This window comes from Brevibacterium sp. 91QC2O2 (genome assembly GCF_024580695.1).
Lineage (GTDB): Bacteria > Actinomycetota > Actinomycetes > Actinomycetales > Brevibacteriaceae > Brevibacterium > Brevibacterium moorei.
Genome location: NZ_JANIJY010000003.1, coordinates 44,681 through 63,390, shown reverse-complemented (window position 1 = coordinate 63,390; position 18,710 = coordinate 44,681). Strand labels below are relative to the sequence as shown.

23 protein-coding genes are annotated in these 18,710 nt (G+C 65.8%); all 23 read left to right on the top strand.

All coding sequences use genetic code 11. The features are described 5' to 3' along the window. Positions 1-7 precede the first annotated feature (7 nt). Complete coding sequence (locus NQ036_RS03690; RefSeq protein WP_257047072.1) at positions 8-1,435, top strand: phage portal protein; 1,428 nt, start codon at positions 8-10, stop codon at positions 1,433-1,435. Positions 1,436-1,445: 10 nt separating this feature from the next. Next, on the top strand, positions 1,446-1,607 hold the full coding sequence (locus NQ036_RS03685; protein ID WP_257047073.1) for a hypothetical protein: 162 nt from the start codon (positions 1,446-1,448) through the stop codon (positions 1,605-1,607). After that, positions 1,608-2,765, top strand: coding sequence for a hypothetical protein (locus tag NQ036_RS03680; RefSeq protein ID WP_257047074.1), 1,158 nt, complete (start codon positions 1,608-1,610; stop codon positions 2,763-2,765). It abuts the gene before it with no gap. A gap of 10 nt (positions 2,766-2,775) precedes the next feature. Beyond that, positions 2,776-3,042, top strand: coding sequence for a hypothetical protein (locus NQ036_RS03675; protein WP_257047075.1), 267 nt, complete (start codon positions 2,776-2,778; stop codon positions 3,040-3,042). Between the two features lie 145 nt (positions 3,043-3,187). Further along, on the top strand, positions 3,188-3,646 hold the full coding sequence (locus NQ036_RS03670) for a hypothetical protein (RefSeq protein ID WP_257047076.1): 459 nt from the start codon (positions 3,188-3,190) through the stop codon (positions 3,644-3,646). 15 nt (positions 3,647-3,661) lie between these two features. Further along, positions 3,662-4,612: a phage major capsid protein gene (locus NQ036_RS03665; protein ID WP_257047077.1), complete on the top strand. Its 951-nt coding sequence runs from the start codon at positions 3,662-3,664 to the stop codon at positions 4,610-4,612. 88 nt (positions 4,613-4,700) lie between these two features. Continuing rightward, on the top strand, positions 4,701-5,129 hold the full coding sequence (locus NQ036_RS03660; RefSeq protein WP_257047078.1) for a hypothetical protein: 429 nt from the start codon (positions 4,701-4,703) through the stop codon (positions 5,127-5,129). A gap of 15 nt (positions 5,130-5,144) precedes the next feature. Continuing rightward, entirely contained in the window at positions 5,145-5,642 is a 498-nt protein-coding gene (locus NQ036_RS03655; protein WP_257047079.1) for a hypothetical protein, read from the top strand. Next, a complete protein-coding gene (locus tag NQ036_RS03650; RefSeq protein WP_257047080.1) occupies positions 5,639-5,977 on the top strand; it encodes a hypothetical protein in 339 nt (112 codons plus the stop codon). The genes NQ036_RS03655 and NQ036_RS03650 overlap by 4 nt, the downstream gene beginning before the upstream one ends. A gap of 2 nt (positions 5,978-5,979) precedes the next feature. After that, positions 5,980-6,243 carry a hypothetical protein gene (locus tag NQ036_RS03645; RefSeq protein ID WP_257047081.1) on the top strand — a complete coding sequence of 88 codons (264 nt, stop codon included), beginning with the start codon at positions 5,980-5,982 and terminating at the stop codon, positions 6,241-6,243. Further along, positions 6,243-6,611: a hypothetical protein gene (locus tag NQ036_RS03640; protein ID WP_257047082.1), complete on the top strand. Its 369-nt coding sequence runs from the start codon at positions 6,243-6,245 to the stop codon at positions 6,609-6,611. Before NQ036_RS03645 ends, NQ036_RS03640 begins: the two co-directional genes overlap by 1 nt. A 60-nt stretch (positions 6,612-6,671) precedes the next feature. Further along, positions 6,672-7,286 (top strand): phage tail protein, encoded by a 615-nt coding sequence (locus tag NQ036_RS03635; RefSeq protein WP_257047083.1) that lies wholly within the window; start codon positions 6,672-6,674, stop codon positions 7,284-7,286. A gap of 145 nt (positions 7,287-7,431) precedes the next feature. Beyond that, positions 7,432-7,722 (top strand): hypothetical protein, encoded by a 291-nt coding sequence (locus NQ036_RS03630; RefSeq protein ID WP_257047084.1) that lies wholly within the window; start codon positions 7,432-7,434, stop codon positions 7,720-7,722. Positions 7,723-7,829: 107 nt separating this feature from the next. Continuing rightward, positions 7,830-8,111 carry a DUF5361 domain-containing protein gene (locus NQ036_RS03625; protein WP_257047085.1) on the top strand — a complete coding sequence of 94 codons (282 nt, stop codon included), beginning with the start codon at positions 7,830-7,832 and terminating at the stop codon, positions 8,109-8,111. A gap of 24 nt (positions 8,112-8,135) precedes the next feature. Continuing rightward, positions 8,136-12,128, top strand: coding sequence for a tape measure protein (locus tag NQ036_RS03620; protein WP_257047086.1), 3,993 nt, complete (start codon positions 8,136-8,138; stop codon positions 12,126-12,128). Positions 12,129-12,144: 16 nt separating this feature from the next. Further along, complete coding sequence (locus NQ036_RS03615) at positions 12,145-13,632, top strand: hypothetical protein (RefSeq protein WP_257047088.1); 1,488 nt, start codon at positions 12,145-12,147, stop codon at positions 13,630-13,632. Next, complete coding sequence (locus NQ036_RS03610; protein WP_257057296.1) at positions 13,632-14,738, top strand: siphovirus ReqiPepy6 Gp37-like family protein; 1,107 nt, start codon at positions 13,632-13,634, stop codon at positions 14,736-14,738. Before NQ036_RS03615 ends, NQ036_RS03610 begins: the two co-directional genes overlap by 1 nt. A gap of 81 nt (positions 14,739-14,819) precedes the next feature. Continuing rightward, the gene (locus NQ036_RS03605) at positions 14,820-15,884 is read left to right on the top strand and encodes a hypothetical protein (protein WP_257057155.1); all 1,065 of its coding nucleotides are present in this window, start codon (positions 14,820-14,822) and stop codon (positions 15,882-15,884) included. 69 nt (positions 15,885-15,953) lie between these two features. Then, positions 15,954-16,169, top strand: a complete 216-nt coding sequence (locus NQ036_RS03600) for a hypothetical protein (protein ID WP_257047091.1) — start codon at positions 15,954-15,956, stop codon at positions 16,167-16,169. Further along, entirely contained in the window at positions 16,166-16,840 is a 675-nt protein-coding gene (locus NQ036_RS03595; protein WP_257047092.1) for a collagen-like protein, read from the top strand. Before NQ036_RS03600 ends, NQ036_RS03595 begins: the two co-directional genes overlap by 4 nt. A gap of 64 nt (positions 16,841-16,904) precedes the next feature. Then, complete coding sequence (locus tag NQ036_RS03590) at positions 16,905-17,810, top strand: M15 family metallopeptidase (RefSeq protein ID WP_257047093.1); 906 nt, start codon at positions 16,905-16,907, stop codon at positions 17,808-17,810. Between the two features lies 1 nt (position 17,811). Then, a complete protein-coding gene (locus tag NQ036_RS03585; RefSeq protein ID WP_257047094.1) occupies positions 17,812-18,357 on the top strand; it encodes a hypothetical protein in 546 nt (181 codons plus the stop codon). After that, complete coding sequence (locus NQ036_RS03580) at positions 18,357-18,635, top strand: hypothetical protein (protein ID WP_257047095.1); 279 nt, start codon at positions 18,357-18,359, stop codon at positions 18,633-18,635. The genes NQ036_RS03585 and NQ036_RS03580 overlap by 1 nt, the downstream gene beginning before the upstream one ends. The last annotated feature ends 75 nt before the right edge of the window (positions 18,636-18,710 follow it).

The window sequence follows — 18,710 nt, the reverse complement described above, 5'->3', positions numbered from 1 at the left end:
AGTCGCCGTGGAGTGGACCGCCAACGATATCCAGAACATCAAGATCACTGGCATCGACGACGCGGAACTGGCCACCATCAAGAAGCTCTTCACCGTCTGGCGCGCCCGCCGCGAGAAGAACATGAAGCGGTCCCTCTACTACGACACCGAACAGGCCTTCAAGGACCTCGGCATCGCCCTGCCGCCCCAGCTGAAGAAGGCCAAGTTTTGCCTCGGCTGGGCCACCCAGGCCGTCCGCAAACCCGCCATGCGCTCGCAGTTCGACGGCCTGCGCCTACCCGGTTCGGAAAATCCGTTCGAACTCGGCGAACTGTTGGCCGTGAACAATTTTGGCCTGTACCTGGGTCAGGCGATCGTTTCGGCCTACACGCACGGCATGGCCCTGTACACGGTCACCAAGGGCGGTCCGGGGGAGTCCCCGGTGCAGATGCACGCCCACTCCGCCGAGAACGTCGCCGCCCTATGGGATCCCCGCCTGCGTCGCCTGGCCGCGGCCCTGACGATCGCCGAATACTCCACGGACAAGCCCAAGCGGTTCACCGTCTACCTGCCCGACGCCGTCATCGAATGCCAGTTCACCAAGACCACCGGCTGGACGGCCGAACGGCTCCCGAACCCGATCGGCCGCGTCCTGGCCGTGCCGATCACCCACGACCCCCAGCTGCGCCGCCAGTTTGGCCGGTCCCGCCTGACGAACTCCGTCATGGGGCTCACCGACATGGCAGCCCGCAGCTACGTCCGCATGGAGGGCAACGCCGAACTCTACTCCGCCCCACAGCTCGCCCTACTCGGCGTCGACGAGGCAGCCTACGAGGACATGTCCGAAACGCGCCGTTTCAAGCTGGCCATGCGCCGCCTCCTGGCGATCACGAAGGATGAGGACGGCGACACCCCCAGCCTGCAGCAGCTCACCCAGGCATCCATGACACCGCACAGTGACATGCTGCGCACCATCGCGATGGCGTTCACCGGAGAGACCGGCATCCCACCGTCGTCCCTCGGCGTCCTCCACGACAACCCCGCCAGTGCCGAGGCGATCCGCGCCGCCGAGCACGACCTGCTCATCGACGCGACCTACCAGAACAAATACGTGCTCTCCGCACAGGTCCGCGATCTCATGATCCTCACCGTCATGGTCCGCGACACGCTGACCGAAGAGCCGGCCGACTGGTGGAAGCTCACCACCAGGTTCGCCGACCCTGAGTTCCGCAGCCAGGCCGCAGGCGCCGACGCAGTCCAGAAGCTCTCCGCCTCCATGGACCAGCTCGTCAAACACCCCGTCCTCCTCGAACAAGTGTTCGACGAGGGTCAGGTGCAGCGCATCCTCGACGACCAGCGCCGCGCCCGCGGATCCAACCTGGTCGACAACCTCCTCGGACAGGCCCCGGGCAGCGAACCGGAACCGGCCACCACCGACGCCCCCGGACGGGGTTGACGCCACCGACATGAAGGCCCGCTTCGACGCCCTCGGCATCGCAATCCGCTCCGGCGTCGACCCCGACGACGCAGCACGCCGCCTGGGCCTGACCGGGGTGAAGTTCACCGGAGCGATCCCCGTATCGTTCCGCCCACCCCGAACCGAAGCGGACGACCTCGAGGACAAGTAAATGCCAACCCGCGCCCAGACCAACCGCCTCGCAGACGCTCAGAACGCCGTCACCGACCAGGTCCAACAGGAACTGGCCCGCATCTGGGCCAAGCTCGACGCCGACCCGCTCCGCGCTCGCCAACAGCTCGAGGAGATCTTCCCGGCCCTGCTGGAGAAGTTCGGCGATGTGGCGGCCACGGCGGCGGCCGAATGGTTTGAAGAGCGCACAGGCCAGCGTGCAGTCCTAGCCGACCCCATACCCGCCGACCAGGCCAACAGTTCACTCCGTTGGGCTATGGGCCCCGCCTTCGACGGCGACTGGGACACTGCGCTCGCCAACCTGGCCAGTGTCGCTGATCGCCTGGTAAGGGCCCAGGGCAAGGACACAGTGCAGACCTCGGCTCAGCGACGGAAGGTCCGCTTCGCACGGGTGCCAGCCGGGCGGACCACCTGTTCGTTCTGCACCATGCTCGCCTCCCGTGGATTCGTCTACACCGACCGGAATACAGCTGGTGGGCTCAATCGGTATCACGCGCACTGTGATTGCCAGATCGTCCCGGAAGATGGCACTGTGCCGGCCGGGTACGACCCGGAAGCGCTCTACGACCAGTACCAGGAAGCCCGCTCTCAGCTGCCCGATGACGGTAAGTACGCCACCGCCGAAGAGATCATGACGAAGATGCGCGAGCTTCACCCGGAGAGGTACACGGACGGTATCTGGCCGAGACTCCCCACCGGGACGAGCAAGGATGGGACGCTCCAACTGAGCAAGTACGAGCAGCATAGACGCGACCTTCTGGCCCGCCTATACCAAGAGGGGAAGACCTCAGGGGGCGACTACCTGATGCCTCCAAAGCACCCAGCAGAACCGCCCGAATGGTGGCCGACTGATCTGCCGGCACTACGCTCTAAAGAATGGAACCACATTCTCTATGGATTCGGGTCCGGGGGTGCTCACCAAAAGGGGTACGAATGGATCAGCGGAGGGACGCCGTTTCCGCCGACATGGGGGCCTGAGAAGATCGCCCAGAACATCGCAGAATTCCTCCAGACGGTTGACATAACCGACACGTCGCAGGCGACCTACGAGGGTATGATTGAGGGATCACCGATCAGAGTGGCCATTGGACGAAGGAAAGGAAAAGCCCGTGTTATCACAGCGTTCCCTCCTAGCTGACCAACCCACGATGGAAATGATCGCCCAGGACCTCATCGACCTCATCCGGTCGGAGATCGGAGATGACCGGGCCGTCGAGATCCAAGACGTGCTGCACGCCGATGGGCCAATGGCACCGGTGACCATGGCCGTTGATCAGCTTGTCGAACACCACGTCCGGGTGCCAGCCGACCTGATGCAGCGCTTCGCGCGGGTGGCTGAAGAAACTGGCGACACCGAAGACTATGCCGACCTGTATGCCGACCAGCAAGCGATCGTAGCCAGACAGCCGGTCTAGACCGGCTCAGCATATAGTCCAACCCCCGACCACCCATCGGGGGTTTTCTTATGCCCGGAAGCGCTCCGGGCTCCACGATTTTCGGGCCCCGCACGGGGCCTGTGCCATATCCGATTGCCGCACGGCATGAAAGGACGGTGCCCTCATGGGTGACACCACCGCCAGCACCACCGACCCGAAGACCCCGCCGCCGGCGCCCGCCGGGGACCAGACCGATTGGGAGGCGAAGTACCACGCCGCCGTCGCCGAGTCCCGCAAGTGGGAGACCCGCGCGAAGTCCAATCGTGACGAACGGGACGCGGCCCAGACTCGGGCGACCGAGCTGGAGCAGGCGAACCAGGGCCTCACGGACAAGGTCGCGGGGTTCGAAACGGCGAAGGCCCGCACGGACCTCGTCGCGAAGATCGCCGGTGAGAAGAACGTCGACGCCACAGTCCTGGCCCTCATGGCCGGGGACACGGAGGACGCGCTCACGAAGGCGGCGGAAACCCTGCAGGGCGCGGCACCGTCAGCGCCGGTCGTTCCCAGCGCCGGTGACAATCCTCCGGCGCCGCCGGTGTCCGAGGAGATGCAGGCCGTTCGCAGCCTGTTCAGCAACGACTAACAGAAGGAGGCCCTGATGGCTGTATTCGACAGCAAGCAGGCCAAGGTGCTCATGCCGCGCACGATCGCTGACGGCATGATCACGAAGACCCAGTCCACATCGACGGTCGCGAAGCTCTCGGCGTCCGAGCCGCAGAAGTTCGGCGAGGTCGACTACATCATTTTCGACGACTTCCCCCGCGCCGAGTTCGTCGAGGAAGGCGCCGACAAGGGGTCGACCTCGGGCGGGTTCCGATCGGTGACTGCGAAGCCGCACAAGGCTCAGGTCACGATGCGGTTCAACGAGGAAGTCCAGTGGATGGACGAGGACAACCAGCTCGGTATCCTCGACCAGCTGGGCGCCAAGGGCTCCGAGGCCCTGTCCCGCGCCCTGGACCTGGGCCTGTACCACCGCATCAACCCCCTGTCCGGAGCGGTCATCACCGGGTGGGACAACTACCTGACGTCGACGACCAACGTCGTCACCGACGACGACGAGTTCGATCAGGTGATCCGCGAGGCCGTGGGCCTGCTGGTCAACCGCGACGACGACCCCATTACCCCGACCGGCCTGGCCCTGGCCCCGGATGCGGTCTGGGACCTGGCCAACCTTCAGGGGAAGCTGGCCAACGGCGACCCGTCCGGCCAGCAGCGCTACCCGAACCTCGGCTTGGGCGCCAACATCGAGTCCTTCCTGGGCCTGAATGCGGCCTCCGGCTCGACCGTCTCCGGCAAGCCCGAAGCCGCCAAGCCCACGGGCGTGCGCGGCATCGTCGGCGATTACACGAACGGAATCCGCTGGGGCATCCAGCGGGATCTGCCAATCGAGCTGATCCGCTTCGGCGACCCGGACGGCGGCGGAGACCTCAAGCGGAAGAACCAGATCGCCCTTCGCCTCGAGCTGGTCTATGGCTGGTACGTCTTCGCGGACCGCTTCGCCGTGATCAAGGCCGCCGGCGCCGATGAGGGTGGCGACGCGGGGGAATGACCGCCCGCTACCAGGCCGCGTACTGACCGGCCTGGTAGCGGGCGGCCCCGCGCCCACCCACACCCCGAATGACTGATTGGAGACCACCATGGCCGAATGGAAGGCGCCCCTCCCGGCGGAAGCCAAGGAGGGAAACTCTGGACACCCGGAGGACCACAACAAGCTCAACGCCGCAGTGAAGGAGATCCGCGATCTGGTGGACTCCGGCGCGCTCAACGGCAAGGACGGTAAGGGTACGCCCGGCGATGATGGCCACAGCCCGGTCATCACCTTCGACGGCACCAAGATCGTCGTGGACGGCACTGCGGGCCCGGACCTGAAGGGAAAGCCCGGCGACGCTGGCAAGTCCCCCAAGGTGACCATGAACGGCACCAAGATCGTCATCGACGGTGTCGAGGGCCCGGACCTGAAGGGGGCACCGGGCGACAAGGGTAAGGACTCGGACGTGACCAAGGCGGCATTCGATGCCCTGGCCGCCCGCGTGACCAAGCTGGAAACGCCGCCCACCGAGGGCTGATAAGGAGGTCTGGCCATGGCCGATGAGACACCACCTCCGGTCGAGCCCTGGCCCATGGCCACGGTCGAAGACCTGAAGGCCCGCTGGCCGGACTTCCCACCCGGGGCCGACGCCCACGCGGGAGTCCTCCTCGAGGACGCCTCGCAGTTCATCATCGACGTCTGTCCCACCGCGGTCCACGCCACGGCGTCCACGCGCCGGCGGATCGTCTGCGCGGTCGTCCGCCGGGCCATGGCCGCCGAAGCCTCCGACATGGACGGCCTGTCCCAGCAGTCGCTGACCACGGGCCCGTTCGCCATGTCCCAGACACCCGCCAACCCGCACGGGGACTTCTACCTGACCAAGGCCGAGAAGAAGGCCCTGGGCCAGGGCGGGCAGAAGGCATTCGGCGTGGACATTGCCGGTGGCGGCCCGGCCTGTGAGCACCAGCCCTGGTGCTCACAGTTCTTCGGCGCTCGCTCCTGCTCGTGTGGCGCGGACCTGACCGGGGGTGAGCCCCTATGGGAGCGGTGAGGCACCCGCACGGGGAGACCATCACCGTCCACCCCTACATAGACGGAGCCTTGGACGCCAACGGCAACCCGGTCCCGGCGTTCGGCGACGACTACACCCGCACGGGTATCGCCGTCGCCCCGCACGTCGAACCGGCCGAGATCGATCCGAACCGACGCATGGTCGTCGACGGATTCGACCTCTACGACACCGTCGACACGCCAGTCACCGACCGGGACCACATCACCGTCCGCGGCCACCGCTACCGCGTCGTCGGCGAGATCGCACGATGGTCCGACCCCTTCAAGGCTGCACAGTCCGGGGCCGTCATCACCATCACCCGAGCGAAAGGCTGACCATGGCCAAAGGCAAGATCAAGCTCAACACCAAGGCCTTCGCCCAGCTGCGCAACTCCGCCGAGGTGATGGCCGACCTGAACCGCCGCGCCCGCAAGATCTCCAACGCCGCCGGCGAAGGCTTCGAAGCCCACGACGCCCAACCGGGCACCAAGGGCCGCAACCCCCGCGCACGCGCATCAGTCGGCACCGACAGCCTCAAAGGCCGCCGCCGCCAAGCCCAGGACAACGTCCTCCAAAAGGCACTGAACGCAGGGAGGCAGTAATGCCCGAATTCCCCAGCGCTCGCCGCCTGCTGCGGGAGCATCTGGCGGGCCTGCTCGACGTGCCCGTGGTGACGCGGGTGCCTGCGGAGAGGCCGCCGGGGTTCGTGCGGATCCTCAACGCCGGGGGCGCCGGCCGCCTGGGTCCGGTCCTCGAGGAGGTCGCGCTGACTGTCGAATCGTGGGACGACTCGGAGGTCGTGGCCGAGGATCGCGCCAACCATATCCGGGGACTCCTGTGCGAGGCACCGGAGTGGGCGGGCCGCCCGGTCTACCGGTATCGGGAGTCGGGCCCGCCGGTCGATCTGCCGGACGAATCCGAGCAGCACCGGTTCACATTCACTCTCACGATCCGGCTCAGGGGAACCTGAGCCGGCACGCTTCATGCACTCCAAAGGGGCCTACGCAAATCCTGCTGAGGAGCACGCATCATGGCTGGTACATCCACCCAGAACGTCGCCGTTGGAAAGCCGAATCTCAAGGTTTCCGGCGGCGTCATGTTCGCCCCGCTGGGCACGACCCGGCCCACGTCTCTCGAAGCCGCGATCGACGCGGCGTATGCCTCGCTGGGGTATGTCTCCGATGACGGTGTCACGGAGACCTCCGAGCGGTCCACCGAAGACATTCGAGCGTGGGGCGGCGACAAGGTCCGCACCGTGCAGACGGAGTTCGGCACCACTCTGCAGTTCACGCTCATCGAGTCTCTCCGCGCCGAGACGCTGAAGTTCGTCTATGGCGCCGACAACGTCTCCACCGAGGGCGGTGTCATCACGGTCAAGCGGAACTCGCAGACCCTGCCGCACGGTCAGCTGCTCATCCCGATGCTCGACGGCACGAACTCGCGCCACCTCGACGCGGGCCTGGCCCAGGTGACCGAGGTCGGCGACATCTCGTATGTCGACGGGGAGGCAATCGCTTACGAGGTCACCGTCTCGTGCGACCCCGACGACGACGGCAACACCCTCATCGAGCGCATCGCAGTCGCCCCCGCTGATGGCGGCGGGGAGACCGGTGGCGGCGATGAGGGCGGTGCCACGGGGGAATGACCGCCCGCTACCGGGCCGAGTACTGACCCGGTAGCGGGCTCCACAGATTCCCAGGGCGGCGGAACCCATTCATGCGTAGGCTCGCCGCCGCCCTGGGTCCACACACTTTTTCGAGCCTGCGCGCACCACACGATAGGAGCCTCGCATGGCAACCGGACGCAAGACGATGAGCCCGAAGCGCAAGGGCGAAAAGCAGTACCCCATGGTGTCCTTCGAGATGCCCGATTTCGATGGGGAGTTCACGCTGCCGAAGCTGGACACCCTCCCGCTGGGCATCGTCGCAGCCCTCGACACGGGCAGCTTCGGCGAGTTCATCACGTTCCTGGACAAGCACGCCCCGGACTCGGCGCCCGCGGTCCGGGATATCGCCGGGGAAGAGGTCGAGGTGCTCATGGAGCACTGGTCGACCGCGTCCGGGGTCACCGCGGGGAAATAGTCGGCCTGGCCCGACTCATCGACCAGCACAGTCACGCGCTCAACGCCGACCTGCTCAAGCACGGTCTGCGGCTGCGTTGGCTCGATGATCCGGACCAGGACTTGACCATGGGCGACCTGCTGGACTTCGTCGAGTACGCCACCCCGGACATGGCGATCGTGCAGGTCACCGTCGATGACCACGAGTGGTCCATGACGAACCAACTGCTGGCCGCCATGGTCGACCGCCTCAACATGGACGCCTGGGCTCAGGGCGGCGGCAAGGGCCGCAAGCCCAAGCCGATCCCGCGCCCGGGTGTCGTAGACAAGTCGACGAAGACGTACACGGTCGAAGCACCGTCGACCGTCACTGAGATCGACGCGTGGATTGCCTCCAAACGATCCGCCTGACCGAACCGTAGAAGGGGAGACCGCATGTCTGTCGAACTGGCGACCGCCTATGTCAGCATCCTCCCCACCACTCGTGGTCTCGGTCAGGCGCTCGTCAAGGACGTGGTCCCGCAGGCCGCCACCGCAGGGCAGAAGGCCGGCTCGTCGATGGGCGCGTCGATCGCGAAGTGGGCCGGCCGCGCGGCGAAGACCGGCGCGGTCGCGGCCGGCGCCGTGATCGGTGCGACGCTGATCTCCGGCGTGAAGTCTGCGATCAACCAGCAGACCGCGGAGAAGGTCCTCGGTGGCCTGTACGGGTCGGCGGACAAGGCCATGGAGACGATGGCGAAGCTGCGCAAGGTCGCGGCCGCCAGCCCGATGGAGTTCGACGCCTATGCCGGTGCCGCCCAGTCCCTGGCCTATGCCGGGGTCGAAGGTGACAAGGCCGTCGGAATCCTGAAGAACGTCGGCACGGCGATCACCGCGGCCGGCGGCGACACGGACAGCATGGATTCGGCGTCCTCGGCGATGCTGAAAATGGTGAACAGCGGCGAAGTGCAGCTGGACACGCTCAACATGCTCTCCGAGGCCGGTGTCCCGATTTTCGCGGGCCTGGCAGAGGCCTCGGGGAAGTCCGCCAAGCAGATCAAGACGGACGTGTCCAAGGGCAAGGTGCAGATCGACCAGGTCATCGACGTCATGGCCAATGCCGCGGGGCCCACGTGGGAGAAGACCCTCAAGGCCGGCGAAGAGGGCGCGCAGTCGTTCGGCAATCAGTGGAAGATCCTCGTCGACCGGATCAAGGTCGCAGTCGGTGAGCAGATCATGCCGCTGCTGGAGAAGCTCGCGCCAATGATGAAGCCCATCGGAGACGCGATCATTGCCGGGATCGGCAAGCTCCCGGACATTTTCGACACCATCGGCCGTGTCGGTGGGACCACGATCGGCATCCTGAAGGATTGGGCGCCGATGATCCTGGGGATCGCGGGCGCGGTCGCCGCGTGGATCGTCGTGCAGAAGATCCAGAACGCCCTGTCGTGGGCGGCCTACCTGTGGTCGTCCAAGGACGTCATCCTGGGTGCCGCGCGGATCGCGATCACGAACGGTATCGCAGCAGCCCAGGCCGGCCTGAACGCGGTCATGTCGGCGAACCCGATCGGGCTGATCATCGCGGGCATCGTCCTGCTGATCGCCGCGTTCGTCATGATGTACAAGAAGGTCGGCTGGTTCCGCGATTTCATCAACGCGGTCTGGAACGGCATCAAGGTCGCGGCGAAGGCCGTGGCCGACTGGTTCATGACGTACGTCGTGCCGGTCCTGGCGGCCGTCTGGGACGGTATCGCAGCCGGTGCGATGTGGCTGTGGAACAACGCCCTGAAGCCCGCGTGGGACGGGATCAAGACCGCGGTCGCCGCGGTCGTCGACTGGTTCTCCACGAACGTCGCCCCAGTCCTGCAGGCCGTCTGGGACGGTATCGCGACCGGTGCGATGTGGCTGTGGAACAATGCGCTGAAGCCCGCGTGGGACGGGATCAAGACCGCCGTGGCCGCGGTCGTCGGCTGGTTCTCCACCTATGTCGCCCCGGTTATCCAGGGCACCATCACGGTGCTCGGCGCGATCTTCCAGTGGCTCTACACGTACATCATCAAGCCCGTATTCACCGGCATCAAGATCTACATCACCGTGTGGTGGACGATCATCAAGGCGATCTTCACCGCGGTCGTCTGGTTCATCAAGACTGTCCTGGCGCCGATCTTCACGTTCCTGTGGGGTGTAGTCCAGGTCGCATTCAACCTGATCAAGGTCGCCATTCAGGTGGCCTGGGGCATCATCAAGATCATCTTCGCCGCGATCAAGATGTTCATCCAGAACGTCCTGGCGCCGGCGTTCACGTGGTTCTACAACTCCGTGATCCTGCCCGTGTGGAATGGCATCAAGGTCGCCATTCAGGTGGCCTGGGCAGTTATCAAGGTCATTCTCGTCGCGATCAAGGCGTTCATCCAGAACGTCCTGGCGCCGACGTTCACCTGGTTCCGTGATTCCGTGATCAAGCCCGTGTGGAATGGGGTCAAGGCGGCGATCCAGGCTGTCTGGAATTTCATCAAGAACTACGTCTTCACGCCGATCAAGGCGTTCATCCAGAACGTCCTCGCGCCGGCGTTCACGTGGTTCTACAACTCGGTGATAAAGCCGGTCTGGAACGGCATCAAAGCCGCGATCCAGGCGGCGTGGACGTTCATCAAAACGTACATTTTCACGCCGATGAAGAACTTCGTCCACAACACGCTGGGGCCCGCGTTCACCTGGTTCCGCGACACCGTCACCCACGTGTGGAACACGATCCGGGGCAACCTGGAAAAGGTCTGGACCAAGATCCGGGTCTACGTGTTCACACCCCTGCAGAAGTTCATCATGAAGACCCTGCCGGACGCGTTCAAGCATGGCAAGGACGCGATCGGGCGGGCCTGGGACAAGCTCCAGGACGTCGCGAAGAAGCCGGTCCAGTTCGTCGTAGACACCGTCATCAACAAGGGTGTCATCGACAACTTCAACAAGATCGCGTCGTTCTTCAAGGTCAAGGAGATCCCACACGTCTCCCTGCCGAAGGGCTTCCGCACTGGTGGCCACATCTCGGGCCCGGGGTCCGGCACCTCGGATTCCATCCCGGCGTGGCTCTCCGATGGTGAGTTCGTCGTCAACGCGCGCGCCACCCGCCGCTACCTCCCCCTGCTCCACGCGATCAACGGGGAAAAGGGCGCCGGCTACCGCCAGATGATGAAGGTCGCCGCTCGCCGTGGCCTCCGCGGCATGCACGACTACCTCGAATACGGGGGCGAGAAGCTCTCCGCATTCAAGAAGGGCGGTTCGGTCGGCAAGACCGACTCCTCGCCCATGATCCTCAAGGCCCAGCAGTGGGCCAAGAGCCAGGTCGGCAAGCCCTACATTTGGGGCGGCGTCGGCCCCGCCGGCTACGACTGCTCCGGTTTCATGTCCGCCATCACGAACGTCCTGACCGGCCGCAGCCCGTATCACCGGCTGTTTGCCACGTCGTCGTTCGCAGGCGGCCACGGCGCCGGCGGCTTCAAACCCGGCCTCAAGAGCGCATTCTCGATCGGCGTGCACCAGGGCAGCCCAGGCCACACCGCCGGCACCCTCGCCGGCATGAACGTCGAATCCTACGGCCACCACGGCCCCGCCACAGGATCCGGCGCTCGCGGTGCGACGGACCGGCTGTTCAATCAGCATTTCTATCTGCCGCAGGCCGGTGGTCAGTTCATCGGCGGTGGTGGGGGAGGCGTCGACATTATGTCGATGCTCAACCCGTTCACTGTGCTGAACAAGCTGATCGACAAGGTGCCCGGGGCCGGTGGGTTCACCGACCTGATGAAGGGTGCCGCGAAGAAGGCGATCTCCTGGCCGGTCGAGTTCATCAAGAAGAAGGCCGCCACGCTGATCGACGTCGGTGGTCAGGTGGTGGACTCGCTGGCCACGGGCGCGGCCAAGGCGCAGGTCCGCTCTGTCGCAGCCCTGTATGGCTGGGGCAGTGGGGCGCAGTGGGACGCGATCGACTGGCTGGTCTCGCACGAGTCCTCCTGGAATCAGAATTCCGCGAACCCGACCACCTCGGCGCGGGGCCTGTTCCAGAAGATGACCAGCATGCACGGCCCGGTGGAGAAGACCGCGGCCGGGCAGGCCGGCTGGGGTCTGAAGTACATCAAATCCCGGTACGGCACGCCGACGGCCGCCAAGGCGTTCTGGCAGGGCCACAACTACTACCGGCACGGTGGCCTCGTCCCGAAGCTCTACGACCAGGGCGGGGTCCTCGAACCGGGCGTGTCCCTGGTGGCGAACAAGACGCGCCGGCCGGAGTACATTCTGCCGGCCGACGTGACCGACCAACTGCTGGCCGGCGCCGGGACGCAGTCGTCGACGTCGATGCTCGCCGGGCACCTCACGGTGCAGGCCGTCGACCTCGATGCCGCGTTCCGGAAGCTCGACACCGAACGCCGCAAGCGTGAGGCGTTGGCGCTCATCTAGAGGAGAGGACGAACCCGTGATTCCCAAGCCGATCGTGTCCCTGCATGGCAGTGGGGAGTCCGTGACTCTCGACCCGCGGGCCGGGGACTTCGTGCTCATGCAGGGCTCGACTGGCCTGGGGTGGGGGCCGCAGGAGTTGACGACGGCGGCTCTGCCCGGTGGTGGGTCGGTGCTGCGGCATCGGCGTACCGCCGAGGCTGACGTCGTCGTGCCGTTCCTCCTGTCGGATCGGGACTACTATGTGCGCCGGGATCACCGCCGCCGCCTCGAGCGTCTCTTCGATGATCGGGTGGAGATCCGGGTGACGCACCCGGACGGCTTGGTCCGCTCCCGCTACGGCTACTACGCTGACGGTCTGCAGGGCGCCTATGGGTCGGGGGAGGACTCGCACGACGGGCAGAAGCTTTCGCTGACGATCCGGTGTGTGGACCCGTGGTGGTATGGCGCCGCCCGGGGCGAGCGGTTCCAGGTCAAAACCCGGCGGAAGCCGTTCATTACGGGTGTTTCCGGCGATGCTGTGCGAATCAACCGGCAGCCCAACGGCGGTTTCGAGCATGCGACTGCCGATCCGTGGACGTTCGGTGGTGCGGATGCTCAGGCGTGGGCCTACGACTCGGCCGAGCACGTCTCGGGCTCCCGCTCTGTCCGGGTGACGTCGGCGGAGGGTTCCGGTACCCCGCATATCCTCACGCCCCAGGCCTCCAGTGGTGGGCTCGCCGGCTTTGGGATCCCCGCATATGGCCTGCAGGTCAAAGCGTCGGCGGGGATCACGCACCTGCGCATGCAGATCTGGCATCTCAGCACGTCCACGCCGCCTGTATGGCGGCCGATCGGCCCGAACCCGACGTTCAAAGCGTCCACGGACTGGCAGCGCCTCGACATCGCCGCACTCACGAATCCCGGCGGCGGGCAGCTCGCCTTGCAGGTCCAGGCGCTCCGCTCGGTCGGCGGGCAGCTGCGGGACGTGCCGGCGGGGGAGTCGTTCTGGATCGACGAGGTTATCGAAGAGGCCACCGGCCGCGCCGGCGCATTCTTCGACGGCGACACGACCGCCCCGGGCAGGGCGTACACGTGGGTCTCCGGGCCGGGCTCGACTGCGCAGGAAGAGGCGAAGTCCCAGACAGGTGCCCTGCCGTTCTTCCCGATCCGCCTGTCCGGCTCCACCGTCCAGGGAACCTACCGGATGACCGTCGCCGGCGACCTGCCCGCCTATGGCGTCGCCACGGTCACCGGGCCGGGCCGGGACGTGACGATCACGAACCAGGCCACCGGCGAGCAGATCTTGATCGCCGGTGACATCACCGATCCGATCATCATCGACTCCCGCCCGGGATCCTACGACGTCACCTCGCAGGGCCAGGACATCTGGGACCGCGTCACCGGGGAACCCTCCATCCTCGTCATGAACCCCGGCCAGGTGGAGTTCTCGATCGCCATGGTCGACGCCACTGCCGCCTCGACCGTGGAGATCACCTATCAGGAGACATGGAAGGCAGGCATGTGATGACCATGCAGGTGCGCATGTACGACCCGGGACTGACCCCGCGCGGCATCCTGCCCGTCCTCGGCGGCTCCGCTGTCCTGCGCAACTCCAACGTGAGCACGTTCTCCCTGAACGTCCACACTGAGAACCCGATCGCAGCCCGGTTCACCACCGGCTGGCACATCGCACTCGAAGACGACAGCACCCAACTGCTCACCGGCCAGCCCGACAAGATCTCCGTGACCAGTCAGAACGGCGTCCACGACCTGGTCATCTCCGGCCAATCGCACCTGCGCTGGGTCCGCGACATGATCACCCTGCCCACACCCTCCCGCCCCGTCGACCAGCAGACCGACACCGCCAACTACAAGGTCAAGGGCACGGCCGGGCAGGTCATCTACGACATGCTCCGCACCCACATAGGCCAGACCGCCCGGGACGAGAACCGCCGCCCCATCACCATCACCCGCGGCCCCGACGGCGCCCAAACCCTCGTCGACTCCCGCTTCCAGAACCTCCTCGACGAAACCCGCGCGATCCTCGGCACCCTCCGCCTGACCACCTGGATGGAGGGCAGCCAGATCCACGCCGGCGCGATCGCCACCCGCAACCTCACCCGCTCCGTCCGCCTCTCCGAAGCCTCCGCCGGACTCACCGGGTACACGTACGAACTCGAAGCACCCACAGTCACCCGCGTCCTCGTCGCCGGCCAAGGCGTCGGTGCCGCCCGCACGATGAAACTCCACACCGGCAACCCGAACGAGTGGGGCGTCAACGTCCTCCAATTCCAAGACCGCCGTGACACTGACGATGCCGACGAGCTCGAAAAAGCTGGCACCGACACCCTCACCGAAGGCCAGGAGAAAGCCTCCATCACCCTGGAAACCACCGACACCATCGGAAAACGCTTCGCCCGCGATTTCGACCTCGGCGACACCGTCACCGTCACCCTCGCCACCGGCGTCCAAATCCAAGACATCGTCCAAACCGCCGACATCACCTGGGACGAAAAAGGCCGCCAAGTGAAGCTCCAGATCGGGCCCACCCAAGAAGACCTCGACGCCCCCGCCTGGGTCAAACGAGTCCACAAACTCCGCACCGACCTCCGACGACTCCAAACCGTCTAACACACCACACACGACACCCCCAGCCCCGCCAGCACCACACCATGTGGCGCTCGCGGGGCTGTTTGATGGAAGGGACCCCTGATGGCTGATCCGACAGCATATGACCTCGTCCAGGATGACCGCCTGACAGATCTGGAAACCCTCGTCACGCCGCAGCCGAAGCCTCCAGCAGGCACCGAATACAGCTTCCCGGTGGTGGGGCAGGACATTACGGATGCCGAGTACCGGCAGATGATGATGGCCCAGGGTAATGGTGTCTTGGACCAGGGTGGGCAGCCCTACTGGTTGCGCAACCTCGACAACGCCACCGACACTGCACAGATCACCGTGTCGAAAACTGCGGAGGACGCCAAAGCGGTCATAGGCGGGTTCTTCCACCGTCTCACAGCTGACAAGACGATCAGCCTCCCTCCCGTCACCAAAGCCACCACTTACTATGTCTGTCTCACCTACGATCCGCAGCAGGCAACCAACCCCGCCGGGCCCATCACCCTCCAGGTGTACGCGGGCACACCACCGACCACACAGGGCAAAATCCACATCACCCTCTGGCGCGTCCCCCGCAACCCCAACCAACTCCTCGCCGCCACCACCCCGCAGCGAGTCCGCCCGAAGATCGCCCCGACCATCACCGTGGACCACTTCGTGGACCTCCCCGACCCCTCCACTGTCCTATGGGGCACACGGGCCTTCGTCACCAATGAGCCACCCGAACGCGAATACCGGGCCTGGGGATCATCGGAAGAAACCGGTGCACCGGAAACATGGAAGCGCGTCGGCGGTACTTGGCATGAACGAGCCGACACCGCCTCCTATAAATGGCCTGGGCACGGGCACCGGGCGGCCTACAAGACGGAAAACGGGCGCGTCTACCTGCGCGGCCGAGTCACTCGCGCAGACGCTACAACGTTCAACCCCAACGTGGACGGCGGGTACGGTTTCAATATCCTGCAGCTGCCCGATGACATGGCGCCGGCGGCGGAAGAGCGGTTCATCGTCACTGGGGGATTCTCCCAAGCGACGGTCCCTTTCGGTGCACTCCACGTCAACGCTGACGGATCATGCCGACTATTCGTCAGCAACAACATCATGACGTGGGTGGACCTAGCCGGGATCAGCTTCGACCACAAGAGTTCAGAATCATGACCTCGGCTGAAGACATCGGCCCTTGTATCTGAGAGGACACGGAAAGGAGCCGCGCGTGTGGATGACATCATGCAACTCCTCAAGTCCCTCGGCGGGCCAGCAGGTCTGGTCGGCGGGGTCGTCTGGGTCTTCCTGTACTTCCGCAAGACGGATCGGGAGCTGCGTGACGAACAGCGTGCCGACAACGACTCGCTGCGCAAGGAGCGCGACGAGCTCATTGAGCGGATCCGCCAGCTCAATGACGATAACGAGCACCTGCGCAACCAGCTTCGGGAGCGGCCATGAGTAGACATGCACGCCACCGCCGGCACCTGCCTGCCCAGTGGAAGCTCTGGCTGGCGATCACCCTCGCTCTGGCTGGTGTGGCTTTGCTGGCGTTCAATCAGTGGGAGGCTCGCCACGAGGCGGCCCAGCAGGCGTCCAACGCGGAGCAGCTCGCCACGGAGGTGCAGCGGGCTTGCGCGCAGGGCGACATTCTCGTCGGCGGCCGCTCGATCTGCCAGCAGGCCAACGACACACAGGCCAAGGCCCAGGACGTCGACGCCGGCGCCCTGGCCGGCCCGCCCGGGCCCCGTGGTGCGCCCGGCCGTGACGGTACCGACGGCAGCCCAGGCCCTGCAGGGCCTGCAGGCCGGGCGGGGAAGCCCGGGCAGGGTTCAATCATCCCCGGCCCTGCCGGGCAACCGGGCAAGGACGGTCAAGCGGGCCAGGATTCCACTGTCCCGGGCCCCGCCGGCAAGCCCGGGGCGCCTGGGGAGGACGGGAAGCCGGGGGAGCGTGGCCCGGTGGGCCCGGCTGGTGATGACGGGAAGCCTGGCCGTGGCATCAAGACGATCACGTGCAGTTCGGGTAACGACTGGCACGTCACCTACACCGACGACACCACGACCACGGTTGACGGGCCCTGCCGTGTCCCCACCCCAGAACCGAATCCTGAGCCCACGCCTGCGGGGTAGCTCGGGTTTCATCGATGTCAGGACCGCTCCGGCGGTCCTTTTTCATGCCCACAAGGAGGCACGAATGAGTACCAGCCAGAACGGCTATATCGCCAACGACCGCAGCCTCATCAAGACGAGCACGGTCGCCGGCGCTCGGTTCCCGGTCCGCAAGGGTGACGTGTCCATCGTGCTCATGCACGTGGCGCAGCGGTTCCATGCCACGGTCGAGCCTCTCAACCCGAGGGAGTGCTACGGGTATGCGGAGCGCAAGATTCGCGGCAGCTCCACCACCCTGTCGAATCACGCGTCCGGCACCGCAATCGACCTGAACTCGTCTGATCACTGGCTCGGCGACGTTGGAACGTTCTCGAAGGCCCAGCGCAAGGCGATCGCGAAGATCCTCGCAGGCTGTGACGGCGTAATCCGGTGGGGCGGCAACTATCGCGGCCGCAAGGACGAGATGCATTTTGAGATCAACAAGGGCACCGCCGCCGTCAAGGCCCTCGCACAGAAAATCACCAAGGGCGGGACCAGCGTGCCCGCCGAGAAGGGAACCGACATGGACCGCATCCACTCCGGCAGCCACTCCAAGCACCAGACCATCCCAGCCGGCAAAACCGTGCGCATCCGCACCAACGCCAACGGCGACTACACGATGGGATCGACCAAGAAGGGCCAGTGCCTCGTCACCGGGTACACGCTCGGCGCCACCGGCCTGCTCGCCCACGAGAAGGTCAACATCCGCCGCGTCATCGTGGACTACAACGCGAAGAAGAAGAGGTCCACCATCCGGTCCCGCGGCGTCTTCCACGAGCTCCACGGCACGGGCAACGGCACCTACGTCCGCAAGGACGGCGCATTCGTCGATGGGAAGTGCGGGTACGGGCCCCACGGGGACGAGAAGCCGCGCCTGCACATGGAGATCGAGAACCCCACCAAGCACCCGATCACCATCACCTACGCCGGCCACGACACGATTGGAAACTGACATGAAGCTCGTCATCACCCCGAACGCGCAGGCCTCCCAGACGGAGCACCCCGGTAAGGCGACGCTGCGCACGTTCATTCAGACGCTCATCCCGACGCTAGCCCTGGCCCTGATCGCAGCGCCCCCGGTCGTGCAGGCGATCATTGACGAGTTCGCCCGCCATGATGTCACCCTGCCGGCATGGGTCTATGCGGCCCTGTCCGGTGTCGCCGTCGCCGCGTCCCTCATCTCCGCCCTGGTCGCCCGCATCATGGCGATCCCGCAGGTCGAAGCGCTGCTGCGCACGATCGGCCTGGGCGCGGCACCGAACCAGGTGCCGGCCGACGACCACGCCGACTACGTCCACATCGACCCCGACCAGCTCACTGCTGATGATGGTGCCGAGGCTGTGGACTATGACGACTTCGAGCTGGTTGATGAGGCCGGCGCCGAGGATCCTGACCCGGTCGAGATCGGGGACGACTCGGACGGCGACGGGGACGAGGCCGAGGTGGTAGATGACACGGACACCACCCCTGCCCCTGCTGACTACGAGCCGAGGCACTGATGGCAGAAGGACCAGACTTCACCGACATGGACGACACTCAACTCGAGCTGGCCCGCTTGGAGGTCGAGCGGCAGCAGCTGATCCGCACGAACCGCAAAGCCGTGGCCCGGGAACTCAAGCGGGCGACGGAGGACCTCGCGACTCAGTACCCGGACGTGTTCGCAGAGGAGTTCACGGCCGAGGGCGTAGAAGGCTGCCCCCTGTGCGTCCACGTGCCCATCGGCGAACCCGCCGCCGACGACCCCCACCTGCAGTACAAGAAACAGAACGCCGGATGACCTGTCACGGGTTTGTCCGCGATATGTTCCAACCGAAAGTGCCCCACCCTCTCGATGAGGGTGGGGCACTTTCGT